We start from the raw sequence: 13,775 nt of genomic DNA on the forward strand, positions 1-13,775 counted from the left end.
ACAACGTAAAATATTTTAACATTGTGTGTTAAAAACACAATTAATTCGTACTTTCATCAGCACAAGCCAGTTATCCTAAATATCGCTTTTATGAACAAGAAATCCCTGCTGTTCTTCGTCATGCAATTACTTTTTATTGCATCTGCTTTCGCGCAATATCCCAAAATGGATAAGCTGCTTTACGGAGTAGCTTATTATGACGAGTACATGCCTTATGAAAGGCTGGATAAGGACGTGCAAATGATGAAAGCCTGTGGTATTAACGTAGTACGCATTGCCGAATCGACCTGGAGTACGGAAGAGCCACAGGATGGCGTTTTCGATTTTACTCATATCGACAGGGTTTTAAATGCTATGCAAAAAGCAGGGATCCATGTTATTATAGGTACGCCAACCTATGCTGTGCCTACCTGGATGGTAAAAAAGCATCCCGAGATCTTAGCTATTACCCCATCGGGCCAAAACCAGTACGGGCCACGGCAAAACATGGATATCACCAATAAAGATTACCGTTTTTATGCCGAGCGTGTTATCCGCAAGATCATGGAACACGTTAAGGACAATAAGGCGGTAATAGGATACCAGGTGGATAACGAAACCAAATCATACGGCACGGCCGGACCAAACGTGCAGGCGTTGTTTGTTAACTACATGAAGGCTAAGTATAAAACACTTGATAACATCAACCATATTTTCGGGCTCGATTACTGGAGCAACCGCATCAATAACTGGGACGATTTTCCGTCGATGGTTAATACCATTAATGGCAGCCTTTCATCGGAGTTTGCCAAATTTCAGCGGCAGCTGGTTACTGATTATTTAGCATGGCAGGCCGCCATAGTGCGCGAATATAAACGTCCCGATCAGTTCATCACCCAAAACTTCGACCTGGAATGGCACGGCTATTCGTTCGGCATTCAGCCCGATGTTGATCATTTTGCAGCAGCCAAAGCTTTGGATATTGCAGGCATTGATATTTACCACCCCAGCCAGGATAAGCTTACCGGTGTGGAGATCTCTTTTGGGGGCGATGTGGCCCGATCAATGAAAGGCGGCAAAAACTACCTTACTATCGAAACCGAAGCTCAGGGCTTTCCGCAATGGGTACCTTATCCCGGTCAGTTGAGGTTGCAGGCTTTTAGTCATTTAGCATCGGGGGCAAATATGGTGAGCTACTGGCCATGGCACTCCATCCATAACTCGGCCGAAACGTACTGGAAAGGCTTGTTAAGCCATGATTTTGAGCCCAACCCGGTTTATGACGAAGCCAAAACCATCGGCAAAGATTTCGACAGGCTAAGCAGCAAGCTCATTAACCTGAAAAAGAAAAACGACGTAGCCATCCTATTCAGTAACGAAGCCCTTACCGGCTTTAAAGCTTTTGGCTTTGGCTGGGGTATGCGTACCGGCTATAATGATGTATTGCGCCAGTTTTACGATGGACTGTACCATATGAACGTAGGCTGTGATTTTGTTGACCCAACAAGTAAAAATATTGAAGATTATAAACTGCTGATAGTTCCCCTGCTATACGCGGCACCGGATAGTTTGTTAAAGCGCTTAAACACGTATGTTAAAAACGGCGGGCACATCATTTATACCTTCAAAAGCGGTTTCGCCGATGAAAATGTGAAAGTACGTACCACCCATCAGCCGGGAATTATTGAAGAAGCCTGCGGAATTTACTACAGCCAGTTCACCGAACCCAGCAATGTGTCATTAAAAGCCGATGACTGGAACCTGAAACCCGAAGATAAAAAGCTGAATACCTGGATGGAGCTCATTACTCCTACTACCGCTAAAGTATTAGCTTATTATGATCACCCGGTTTGGGGCAAATACGCGGCCATTACCGAAAACACTTACGGCAAGGGCCTGGCAACATATATAGGCAGCTTAACCAACAGCGCCGTTACCGACAAATTATTGGCCGATGCCGTTAAAAAAGTTGGCCTCTGGGGTGCCGATCAGCAGATAGCCTGGCCGGTTATCACCAAACAAGGTGTAAACCAGGGCGGCAAAACGGTTCATTATTATTTTAATTATTCAGCTAATGAAACCAGTTTGACTTATCCTTATAATAATGGCAAAGAGTTGTTATCAGGCGATAATATCAGCAAAAACAGCGATTTAAAACTGGAGCCATGGGCAGTTAAGATCATTGAGGTTAATTAATTATCGTTGTCTAAAATGACAACATCTACGAAAAAATTATTTAATAGCGGTTTGCTTTATATTGCGCTATCTTTTTTACACCTTTAGCCTCCTAAAAATCGTGTAATAAAAAGACAGCTTATCACAAAGTCTGCATGCTAAAATTAAGATATATTGACGCCTTAAGGGGCTGGGCTATTTTAGGAGTTATAATGGTACACAGCTGGCAGGCAGGCTCGGCCAGTTACATACCACCCCAGCTCAATAACATTTTGGTGCGTGGGAGCGCCGGTGTTCAGCTATTCTTTTTTATTAGTGCGTTTACTCTTTTTCTTTCCGCAAATGCCAAGTATGGAACAGAGCAACATTTTACGGGTAATTTTTTTATCCGTCGCTTTTTCAGAATCGCGCCGATGTACTATCTCGCCATCATTTATTTTTTATGGCAGGATGGTTTTGGCCCCCGTCATTCGTTAGGTGATGCTCCTGGTATAACAGTTGAAAATATTATTGGCAACGTACTTTTTTTACACGGCTTCAATCCCACCTGGCTCAACAGCACTGTGCCGGGCGGCTGGTCGGTTGCTGTTGAAATGCTTTTTTATCTCTTCGTTCCCGTTTTATTTCATAAAATAAAAAACACACAGCAAGCCGCAGTATTTTTTATTTTATCACTTATTTTTCGTTTTATTCTTGATAATATTTTGCACCGCCATCCATTGATGCACAACGAAATTTTATGGAGTAATTACCTCTTCTTTTACTTTCCCTCACAATTACCGGCATTTGCACTGGGTATAATCTTTTATTTTATCATCAAGGATAATTATCAAATAAAGATTAAGCCATCTGTCATATTACTCGCTGCACTGATTCTGATGCTGCGAAATGCTCAAATAGACATTATTCCCGATTATCTATTATGCACAATAGCATTTTTATTGCTGGCCCTTGCCCTAAGCAAATTTGAATTTAAAATAATTGTTAACCAGGTCACAAGGTATATAGGTAAAATAAGTTTCAGCATATACTTAATCAATTTCGCTGTGATAGATTGGCTAAAGCATTTCCAACTGCTCAATTATTTTACTGTTCAAAGCCGAACCGAAGCTATAGCAAATTATACTACAAGGTTTTTATTAGTCTTGGTGGTTTGCATATTTATTGCTTCATTTCTATATTATTTTATTGAGTTGCCCGCTCAAAAAATCGGCTACCGAATCATAAAAAAGCGTGAGAGCAAACAATTGCTATAATCGTTAACGCGTATGCTTAGTTATTTGCTTGCTTCTTTCTCCGCAATATGATCAGCATGATCAAGCCAATGAGGCTAAATAGTCCCAAAATCCAGTAACCGCTTATCTGCGATGGGTTTACCGTTTTCTGATCGGTACTTTGCTTTACGCCGGCATCGCCGCTGGGTACGCTGGCTTTGTCACTGTCCTGCAATGTCCCCGTTCCGGTGCCTGATACGGTAGCTGTGCCCGGAGCACCCTGGCTCGACCCGTTCCCGGCGCCTGCCCCATTAGCCTTGGTAGTTGATGATGAAGTATCTTTAGATGATTGCGCCAGCAAAGGCGCTGTAGCGCCCAATGTTAATCCCAATAGCATAACGGCCAGTTTTATTTTAAATGCTTTCATGGTGTTTAGTTTTGATGCAGGTTGATTAAAACAATAGCTGTGCCAGTGATGGATTAATGTTAATAAATACAATGTTGAATGATAAACAAACGGTTGAGAGCTGGCGGGAAAAAGAAATCTCCTACGCCATGCTTAATTCGCTTTGCAAAGCCTATAAAACACACAATACCCTCAGGGGTACGTTCGTGGCAAAACGTGTTATTTGGTTTTATAAACCGGCAGCATTACCCTGATCTCGGTACCTTCGCCCTCTTTAGAAACGATACCGATATTGCCCTTATGCAACCTTACAATGTTTAGTGCAAGAGGGAGGCCTACGCCGTGCCCCTCATATTTGCCGGTATTTGATGCACGGAAAAATGGTTCGAATATGTGTTGGACATCACATTCGGGAATACCTATCCCCTGGTCCTTTACACTAAAAATGACGCTGTGATTTTCGGCATATACCTTAAGAATTACCGGTTTGTTTTCGGAATATTTACAGGCGTTAAGGCCAATATTACTGATGGCCAGTTTGAGCAGGTTGATGTTGCCCTGTGTAACCAGGCTATCCACATCATCAGGCAGTGATGAAAAATCAATGCTGAGGTTATTTGTCGGGATAATATGATCAACGGCTTCTTTAACCATAAACGCCAGCTCATCAGCCCTAATTTGCTCCCAGTTTTGTTTTTTACCGTCGAACCCGCTTTGTGCCAGCCCCAATAGGCTGGTAATGATATCCTGCAGGCTTTGTGTGCCGGTTAGGATCTCTTTGAGGTTTTTATGCAGATCGGCCCCTGGTTGATCCAGATTTTTAAGGGAAAGTTCGGCTTCGCCTTTAATGATGGCCAGGGGGGTGCGTAACTCGTGCGAGGCGTTGCTGATAAAGTTGTTTTGGGTTTCAAAGGCTGTTTCCAGCCTGTCGAGCATGTTGTTGAAAGTTTGGGTAAGCTCGGCTATTTCGTCTTTCCCGTTATAATCCTCCAAACGCAAATGCAGGTTGCTGGCGGTAATGGTATTTACCTTTTTAATGATGCTGCGTACCGGCTTAAAGGTATGGTATGAAAACCGGCGACCAATAATATACACGATCAATATCGAAATCAGGAAACTGACTATCAGCACCTGCTCAAGATCATTCAGCTCACTAAGGCCAGATGGATTGGTTGCCGAAACCACAATAATAGCATCCCCCTCCGGAAAGTGGAAGATATTGCCGGCGTAAAATACATTATCGGCTTTAAACCTCGATTTACCGTTGGCGATGATATTATTAATTAGTTGGCGCGGAACGCCTTTAACTGTTTTGCCTTTTGTGTAAATATCAGGTTTAATGATGTATTGCTTTTCGGCTATGAGGCGTTCCAGATAGCGCTGGCGTATTTCCCGGTACATGCCGAGGCTGTCGCGATCATTAAGGTGATGGATCTGGGAGGAGATGTTTACACGGGTCTCAAGCCGTTTATAAAAATCATCGAAGGTAAACTGGTGCACAAAATAAAAAATAGCACTGCTGAATATCAATATTACCGACACTGTTAGTACCAGGAACAACAGCGCAACTTTTTTCTGGATGCTCATGCCGCGTTGTTTTTTAAAATATAGCCCATGCCAATAACTGTATGGATGAGCTTGGGCTCAAAATCTTTATCCACCTTTTTGCGCAGGTAGTTAATGTATACATCAACCACGTTGGTACCCATATTGAAATCAATGTTCCAAACGTGCTCCAATATCTCAATGCGGCTGAGCATGTGGTTTTTATTTTTAGCCAGAAACTCCAGCAGGCGATATTCCGTAGCTGTCAGGTCGATGGTTTTATCACCGCGTTTAACTGATTTTTCGTCGCCGTTAATTACCAGATCAGCAATTTGGATCACGTTTGGCGGCTGTACAAGATTGGTATTGCGGCGGGCTAACGTCCGGATGCGGGCGTTAAGCTCGGCCAGGCTAAAGGGTTTAACCATATAATCATCGGCACCGCTGTCGAGGCCTACAACTACGTTTTCGGTAGTCCCCAGGGCAGTAAGCATTAATATGGCGGCATTTTGGTTGGCCTGCCGTAAGCGGCGACAAACCTCAATGCCATTAATACCCGGCAGCATGATATCAAGGATGATCAATTGAAAATCCATTTTCATAGCCATATCCAAGCCGGTTGTACCATCAAGGGCAACACTTATTTCGTGGCCTTCGGCGGTAAGATCGCGCTGGATAATGGATACCAGTTTAGCTTCATCTTCTATGAGCAGGATCTTCATTGTGGCAAATATATATTACGCTTAGTATAAACAATAAATAACCATGATGTTTTGGTTAAACTCACCAGGAATATCGTTAAATTAAAGCAATATTAATTGTAAGCCGGGTTATGCCTATCCCTTTCAACATCATTAATAAAATAATCTGTTTTATGCTTGTTTTAGCCGCGTTTGCCTGCAATCATGCGACTAAGAAACCTGATAAAAAAACTGTAAAAAAAGCGCAGAAAGTAAAGCCGAAAGAATATAAAGAGGTCAACTACACTGAGTCGCAGCTAATCGCTTTTTTTGATAGTGTTGGCAAATTGCCCGCTGAACCTTTAGCGAATAAGGCGGCTTACTATGCCGATTCTGTTTTTAAAACTTTTACAAAACCCACAAACCGGCAGCTTTCTATGGCCGACTTTAAATCGTTGAAGCAAGCCATAGCGGCCAAAAGAATAAATATAAGTGCGGCGAAAAGAATCTTCGGGGAGTTTACGGTGGATAGTAATTGCAATTTAAATGGCTTATTTGATTCGGTTAAGAGAGGATATGTTTATTTACAGGCCTATCATTTTATCCGTAATAAAAATAAGTTTGATGAATTTGCGGTTGGCGTAGGCGATCGCGGGCATTGTCCGGGTGCTATGATCTATTATTTCAGAGGAAATAAGATCATAGCGAAACAGGATGGATATTCGCGATTTGAAAGCGAACCGGAATATTTTACCAATGTAGATGGTGAAAATATTGTTTACAGGCAATATCAGTTTGCCGAAGGATCAGGCGTTGGATGGTTTAATTATTTTTTCTATAAATACGATGGTGATAAATTAATCCCGGTGTTAAATGAACTTGCCAATGGAAATGCCCAGGGGAGTTGGATAGGGCGTGTCATATGGTTAGATGCTACGGTGAAGCGAACAAATCCGTTAACGATAAAAATGGTCTATTATAATCAATTTGTTGATAAAGACAAAATAGAATTTGGACCTAATATTATCAACGATTCAACCATGGTTAGCTATAGATGGGATGAAAAATCAAAAACACTTATCGGGCAATACGAAAAATCTAAAATTAGTAAAGCACAGATTTTATCATATTATCTGGAGGATAATGATCTACTGTTTATTAATGTTTTTAACAGACCACTGAAGGCTGCTTTAAATAACAAAGAAAACAGGCCGTTAATATTGAGTTATCTCCGGAATGTGAAAGTTGATCAGGACACTGTTAACAAGTAGTCAGTTTTTTTGTCTAAAACTGGTCGAAGTTTAGCGACAGCGTAACTTCGACCTAAAATCGTGGAAGCATCCTGCTTCCGCGACTCAGGTTAAAATGCTCGCTTTGAATTCTATTTAGACAGGCACACTCAAGCTGAAAGCTTGAGCTGTTTTAGGTCGAAGTTACGCTGTCGCTAAACTTCGACCAGTTCTCGTGTAGATAAAAAAATGCCCTCCTCACCGGTGGGCATTTTACAAATATCGAAAAGGAGACTTATTTTTTCCCTGTCACTCCAAATTTCTTTTCAAAGCCATTTAGCTGTGCGCTGAATTTATTAAACAATTGCGACTGCTTGTATTGTTTGCTAAACTCAACCAATCCACCTAATATCTGCATGGAATATTGCAGGTCACGGTTTTCGAGGTTGGTTTCACCTTTTTGGAATAGTGCGTAGCTGTAATCAAGCTGATTGCTTACATAGTCATCAACCAGGTTAGCCAGTTTGTTGCCTAACTGAATATCGTTTAAGCGGTAAGCGTTTTCAATCATATAATATTTACGTACCGCTATTTCTAACGAGTTAATAGTTGTCGGCATTACCTCATCATATTTTTTAAGCACCTTACGGGCCGAATCAGGTTTACCTGCTTTGGCCAGGTCATCGGCCAGGGTTGAGTAAAGCCTGGTGATGAGTGGGTAAAACATGGTCATTGATTCGTGATCAAGATAGCTGGCGTTTTTCATGTTCCCCCATTTGTATTTGGTCATCATGTTTTCGTACATCTTACCGGTGTTGCTGGCTTCAAGTGGTCCGACAGCTGTATCTGGTTTTAATGGCAGTAAACGGTAAGCGAAGCCCTCGTTGTACATGTATTTGTCCAAACCGATCATATTACTGTTAGGTACGGTAACCGAAAAATAAATCGGCCGCTTCCAGTTGTTATGGCTCAGGATATCCATCATCGCCAGTACATCCTTGGTAACGTAACGACCGTTAAATGTCCAGTCCATTTCCGGGGCTATTTTATCTTTATCGGCAGTTGGTACAGTACCGGTTTTAATTACCTCGTCGGGGTTAACTGTCAATTTGAATTTATTGGTTGGCAGGTAATTGGCAACGTCTCCGTTGTTATACTCAACCATGGCTTCTTTTTTATCAGAGGTAATGAAATCGAAAACATCTTTCAGCTCGGTAGCCCCCGCAATTTTCTGATCGCTAAAATAGATCACATCACGTACGCCCGGTTTAAATTTATCATTCGGCATACTGATCGGCAATGGTTCCGATTCGTTCATCTTGTTTTTCATACCGCGGATGTACCAGTCGGTACCCAGCAGGCTCAGGTTCACGATACGCACATCCGGGCGTACATTTTCCACCTCCTGGATGTACCAGAGCGGGTAAGTATCATTATCGCCATAAGTAAACAAAATGGCATTTGGCGCGCATGAGTTCAGGTAGTTATAAGCCATATCATGCGGGGTAAGCTTGGTTGAGCGGTCATGATCGTCCCATTCCTGGTTGGCCATTAATAAAGGAGCGGCCAGTAAACAAACCACTGTAGAGATAATGGCGCTAACCTTTGCATTCAGCTTTTTGCTTAACACATCGGCAATGCCTATCACGCCCAAACCTATCCATATGGCAAAGGCATAAAAGGAGCCTGCATAAGCATAGTCACGTTCGCGGGGCTGCAGCGGGTCCTGGTTAAGGTAAAGTACAATGGCTAAACCGGTACAAACAAACAGGATGGCAACAACCCCGGCTTCGCGCTGGTTGCGCGCAAAATGAAATACAGCACCAAACAAGCCAATGATAAGCGGTAAAAAGAACAGGCGGTTATAGCTTTTGCTTTGGGTAACCGAATAGGGCAGGGGTTTACTGAAATTCCATCCGCTTATCCATTCGCCATCGGCGCCTGAATTTAAGCTTTGACCATCGAGGTCATTGGCACGCCCTGCAAAGTTCCACAGGAAATAGCGCGTATACATTTGGTTGATCTGCCATTTGGCAAAAAAGCTAATGTTTGAGCCAAAGGTTGGGTGTTCGCTTTCACCGAGACCCGTCCACTCACGGTAAAACTCCGGGTGACCGGGCTTATCGCTAAACATCCGCGGAAATATGGTATTACGGTCATAAACGGTATTCAATTTTTTACCGGCAACTTCGTATTTGGTTGCCCCGCGGCGGTAAATATTAGCACCTTCGGTTTGAGCCGTAGCTTCCGAATCAAAAAACTGCCCGAATAATAACGGGGTATCGCCGTACTGATCGCGGTTAAGGTAGCTGTTTAGGGCGAAGGCATTTTCAGGGTCGCTGTTGTTCAGGTTAGGATTAGCTTTTGCACGTACAACAATCATCACAAATGAACTGTAGCCAAACAGGATAAACAGCAGGCAAATTAAAAAGCTGTTAAGCGCGAAACGCTTTTCGCGGATCTTTACTACATACTCCAGCAGCGCTAAAATACCCGCGCTTACTATTAAACCAATAATACCACCGCTGATGCCTAATATCAATACAAAGCATACGGCCGCTAAAATAATGGCAGGTTTAACAGGATTTATAGTATAGTAAATGCCTGCAACAATGGTAATAATGAGCAGTACAAAAAACACCACCGCACCACTGCCAAAGCCCATTCCCAGGGTATTTACAAAGAGCAGATCGGAAAAAGCCGCGCCTTTTACGGTGTATTGTATAACGCCCCAAAGTACAAATGCCAGTGCCACAACACTTACCAAAAAAGTAAGCAGTGTGCCTTTTGTAGTAACATTTTTTACCCTGCGGAAATAGATCACCAAACCGATAGCCGGGATCACCAGTAAGTTTAATAAGTGAATACCGATGGAAAGGCCCATTACATAGGCGATAAAAACTATCCACCTGTCGGCATGAGGTTCATCGGCATGGGCATCCCATTTTAATATCGCCCAAAATACTACAGCGGTACAAAGGGATGATTGCGCATAAACCTCTGATTCGACGGCCGAAAACCAAAAGGTATCCGACCATGCATAGGCTAAAGCACCAACAAGGCCCGAACCAATGATGAGGATCAGGTTGGTTGAATTAAGTTGCTCTTCTGTTTTAATCAAAAGCTTTTTGGCGAGGGCCGTAATGGTCCAAAACAGGAACATGATGGTAGCGCCGCTGGCCAGGGCCGATGCCATATTGGCCCAATAAGCAACTTTGGTATTATCGCCCATAGATAACAGGGTAAATACCTTGCCAATGATGGTAAACAGGGGCGCGCCAGGCTGGTGCGCTACCTGCAGGCGATAAATACAGGCTATAAATTCGCCGCAATCCCAAAAGCTTGATGATGGCTCAAGGGTTAAAATGTAGGTTACTGTGGCAATAATAAAGGCTACCCAGCCAAATATATTGTTGAGTTTTTTATAATTCATGATCGAACACTATGTAAAAAAACAGGATTAATGCAGCCGAAAATAATAAAACTATTGGGATGTTGCCATCAAAAACGGGCTTTTGAGGCGTATTTGTATTTTATTTTGCTGTGTTTGAGTTAATAATGAACTTTTTTAAAATTCTATTTTGAGAATCAAATATTCGCGCTATATTTGCATTCCTTTTCGGGGAGTAAAACAAACCAAAGGAGATTGCCTGATAGTATAATGGTAGTACGACGGTTTTTGGTACCGTTTGTCTAGGTTCGAATCCTGGTCGGGCAACAATAAAATTCGGATTTCGGATTTTCAATTTCGGATTTATTCTGATTGGAAAACTTGAAATCCGAATTGTGTTTTATAACGGTTGTATTTGTAAAAGATCAACGGTGAAGGACAGGTAAGATCCGAAATCGAACATCCCAAATTCAAAATCAAAATGCCCTTACAATTTAACCCGGTTAAATTATTTTCAGGATCAGGTTCGCAGGAGCTTGCGCATCTTATAGCTGATGCTTATGGTCGTGAGTTAGGCGAAGTTGTGATATCGCGTTTTAGCGATGGCGAATACCAGCCGCATTTTAATGAATCTGTAAGGGGATGCGATGTTTTCCTGATCCAGTCTACCCACCAGCCTACCGATAATTTAATGGAGTTACTCATGATGATTGATGCCGCCCGCCGCGCTTCAGCACATTATGTAAACGCCGTTATACCTTACTTTGGTTTGGCCCGTCAGGACAGGAAAGATAAACCACGTGTTGCCATTGGCGCGAAACTGGTAGCCAACCTGTTAGTTGCAGCCGGTATTAACCGCATCATGACCATGGATTTGCACGCAGCGCAGATTCAGGGATTTTTTGATGTTCCGGTTGATCACCTGGATGCTTCTATTATTTTTGTACCTTATATTAAAAGCCTTGGTTTAGGTCACCTTACCATTGCATCGCCGGATATGGGCGGTTCATACAGGGCCCGCAGCTTTGCCAAGTTCTTTAATGCCGAAGTGGTAATTTGCGATAAACGCCGTAAACGTGCCAACGAAATTGAAGCCATGACGCTGATAGGTGATGTTACCGATCAGGACATAGTACTGATTGATGACATTTGCGATACCGCGGGTACATTGGCAAAAGCAGCCGGACTGATCATGGAGCGTGGTGCACGCAGCGTACGTGCCGTTTGTACACATCCGGTATTATCAGGTAAAGCTTATGAAACTATCGAAAACTCGGCATTAACCGAACTGATAGTTACAGATACGATCCCGCTTAAACACAGCAGCCCCAAAATAAGGGTGCTTTCAACCGCCGAACTGTTTGCTAAAGCGATAAGCAACGTAAACGAACACGGTTCGATTAGTACCTTGTTTAAGGTGGATTAAGAAGTTCATAGATCATGGTTGATGGTTCATAGTAATCATCTGCCTTGAGAGTGAGAACATAAATATAAAAATAGCGACTTGGGAATAGACCATGAACAATGATCTATGAACCATGAACTAAAAAGAGCTTGTGGGAGATAGAGCCATGAACAATGATCTATCAACCATGAACTAAATAATAAACAAATAAATAAAAATGAAATCAATTGCTATTAGCGGTTCTCCAAGAGAGAACGTAGGGAAAAGAGACGCGAAAGAGCTGCGTTACAATGGCCTGGTGCCTGCAGTGCTTTACGGTGGTGCTACCCAGACCCACTTTTCTGTGTCCGCAGCTGATTTGAGGGCCGTAGTTTACACTCCGGTTGTTCATTTCATCGATCTTGAAATTGCCGGTGTTAAATCACAAGCTATCATCCAGGACATTCAGTTCCACCCACTAACTGAAAAAATCACTCACGTTGACTTTTTATTGTTAGATGAGAAAAAACCTATCGCCATCGAAATCCCGGTAAAATTAACCGGCACTTCTCCAGGTGTTAAAGTAGGTGGTAAACTGGTTCAAAAATTAAGGAAACTGCGTATTAAAGGGCTTCCTAAAGATCATCTTGATGCTATTGAAGTAAGCATCGAATCTCTTGAAGTTGGTAAATCAGTAAAAGTATCTGATATTAAATTAGAAAACCTAACTATCACCAACGCTAAAGAAGATACCATTGTTTCTGTAACTACCTCACGTGCTTTACGTCAGGCAGAACAAGAAGCAGCTCAAGGTAAAAAATAAGCCCCCTAACCCCCTGAAGGGGGAACAAGAGGTGAAATTAAAAACAGCGGTAGAGTAATTTCTATCGCTGTTTTTGTTTGAGCAATAAATAATATCTTCGCATAAAAATTTAATTAATTACTCGGAGCATTTCTGAAAGATAACCATCACGTCATTGCGAGGTACGAAGCAATCCCCGATTAGGAGGTCCGCCCTGTACAGTTTGCGATTGCTTGGTACCTCGCAATGACGATTGTATTGTTGGTTTGGATAGCTTCATAATTCCCCCTTTAGGGGGCCAGGGGGCATGAAATATTTAATTGTAGGTTTAGGAAATATTGGTCCGGAGTATGCAGATACACGGCATAATATAGGTTTTATGGTGTTGGATGAACTGGCCAGGCAAGAGGGAGCGAGATTCCAAAACTCGCGGCTGGCTTATTATACCGAGGTATCCTTCAAGAGCCGTACGCTTTGCCTTATTAAACCTACTACCTACATGAACCTGAGCGGAAAAGCCCTGAGCTACTGGATGAAAGACCTGAAAATTCCGGTGGGGAATGTTTTAGTTATCGTGGATGACCTTGCCCTGCCGCTGGGTACCTTACGCTTAAAACCCAAAGGCAGTGCCGCCGGGCATAACGGCCTTAAAAACATTGAAGAGGTGCTTGGCAACAATAACTACGCCCGTTTGCGCTTTGGCATTGGTGATAATTACCCCAAAGGCCGCCAGGTTGATTTTGTGCTGAGCCCGTTTGATAAAGACGAACAGCCCGAACTGCCTGCATTGATCGATCGTTCGATAGAGATGTTAAAGAGTTTTGCCACCATTGGAACCGAACTTACCATGACCCGTTATAATAAGTAACAACGTCGTTACAAACTAATATTTTAGTTAAAATTCCGTTCAAATCGTAATTCGTGTTGTAACACACGGGTGTGTACTTACGTCTTGTAAACCTAAATAACC

10 protein-coding genes and 1 tRNA gene are annotated in these 13,775 nt (G+C 42.6%); 7 read left to right on the forward strand and 4 right to left on the reverse strand.

Annotation, left to right across the window (positions count from 1 at the left end; genetic code table 11):
- Window positions 1–90 precede the first annotated feature (90 nt).
- Together FHW88_RS22165 and FHW88_RS22170 are read left to right on the forward strand one after the other, a co-directional pair.
- Window positions 91–2,175: a beta-galactosidase gene (locus FHW88_RS22165; protein ID WP_218117270.1), complete on the forward strand. Its 2,085-nt coding sequence runs from the start codon at window positions 91–93 to the stop codon at window positions 2,173–2,175.
- A 134-nt stretch (window positions 2,176–2,309) separates the two neighbouring features.
- Entirely contained in the window at window positions 2,310–3,410 is a 1,101-nt protein-coding gene (locus FHW88_RS22170; RefSeq protein ID WP_090529177.1) for an acyltransferase family protein, read from the forward strand.
- A 16-nt stretch (window positions 3,411–3,426) separates the two neighbouring features.
- On the opposite strand, the gene FHW88_RS22175 is transcribed toward FHW88_RS22170, so the two are convergent.
- From FHW88_RS22175 to FHW88_RS22185, 3 genes are all read right to left on the reverse strand, one after another.
- Window positions 3,427–3,795 carry a hypothetical protein gene (locus FHW88_RS22175; RefSeq protein WP_176627935.1) on the reverse strand — a complete coding sequence of 123 codons (369 nt, stop codon included), beginning with the start codon at window positions 3,793–3,795 and terminating at the stop codon, window positions 3,427–3,429.
- Between the two features lie 198 nt (window positions 3,796–3,993).
- Window positions 3,994–5,361, reverse strand: coding sequence for a sensor histidine kinase (locus FHW88_RS22180; RefSeq protein WP_176627936.1), 1,368 nt, complete (start codon window positions 5,359–5,361; stop codon window positions 3,994–3,996).
- Window positions 5,358–6,041, reverse strand: a complete 684-nt coding sequence (locus tag FHW88_RS22185; protein WP_176627937.1) for a response regulator transcription factor — start codon at window positions 6,039–6,041, stop codon at window positions 5,358–5,360. Before FHW88_RS22185 ends, FHW88_RS22180 begins: the two co-directional genes overlap by 4 nt.
- A 152-nt stretch (window positions 6,042–6,193) precedes the next feature.
- Between FHW88_RS22185 and FHW88_RS22190 the strand changes: the two genes are divergently transcribed.
- Window positions 6,194–7,270: a hypothetical protein gene (locus FHW88_RS22190; RefSeq protein ID WP_176627938.1), complete on the forward strand. Its 1,077-nt coding sequence runs from the start codon at window positions 6,194–6,196 to the stop codon at window positions 7,268–7,270.
- Window positions 7,271–7,523: 253 nt separating this feature from the next.
- On the opposite strand, the gene FHW88_RS22195 is transcribed toward FHW88_RS22190, so the two are convergent.
- A complete protein-coding gene (locus FHW88_RS22195; RefSeq protein WP_176627939.1) occupies window positions 7,524–10,661 on the reverse strand; it encodes a DUF2723 domain-containing protein in 3,138 nt (1,045 codons plus the stop codon).
- A 214-nt stretch (window positions 10,662–10,875) separates the two neighbouring features.
- Here FHW88_RS22195 and FHW88_RS22200 point away from each other — a divergent pair.
- From FHW88_RS22200 to pth, 4 genes are all read left to right on the forward strand, one after another.
- A tRNA-Gln gene (locus tag FHW88_RS22200) sits at window positions 10,876–10,946 on the forward strand.
- Window positions 10,947–11,100: 154 nt separating this feature from the next.
- Window positions 11,101–12,045, forward strand: a complete 945-nt coding sequence (locus FHW88_RS22205) for a ribose-phosphate pyrophosphokinase (protein WP_090529157.1) — start codon at window positions 11,101–11,103, stop codon at window positions 12,043–12,045.
- 196 nt (window positions 12,046–12,241) lie between these two features.
- Window positions 12,242–12,826, forward strand: coding sequence for a 50S ribosomal protein L25/general stress protein Ctc (locus FHW88_RS22210; RefSeq protein ID WP_176627940.1), 585 nt, complete (start codon window positions 12,242–12,244; stop codon window positions 12,824–12,826).
- Window positions 12,827–13,112: 286 nt separating this feature from the next.
- The gene (gene pth, locus FHW88_RS22215) at window positions 13,113–13,673 is read left to right on the forward strand and encodes an aminoacyl-tRNA hydrolase (RefSeq protein WP_176627941.1); all 561 of its coding nucleotides are present in this window, start codon (window positions 13,113–13,115) and stop codon (window positions 13,671–13,673) included.
- The last annotated feature ends 102 nt before the right edge of the window (window positions 13,674–13,775 follow it).

The organism is Mucilaginibacter sp. SG538B, from assembly GCF_013376065.1.
Classification (GTDB): domain Bacteria; phylum Bacteroidota; class Bacteroidia; order Sphingobacteriales; family Sphingobacteriaceae; genus Mucilaginibacter; species Mucilaginibacter rubeus.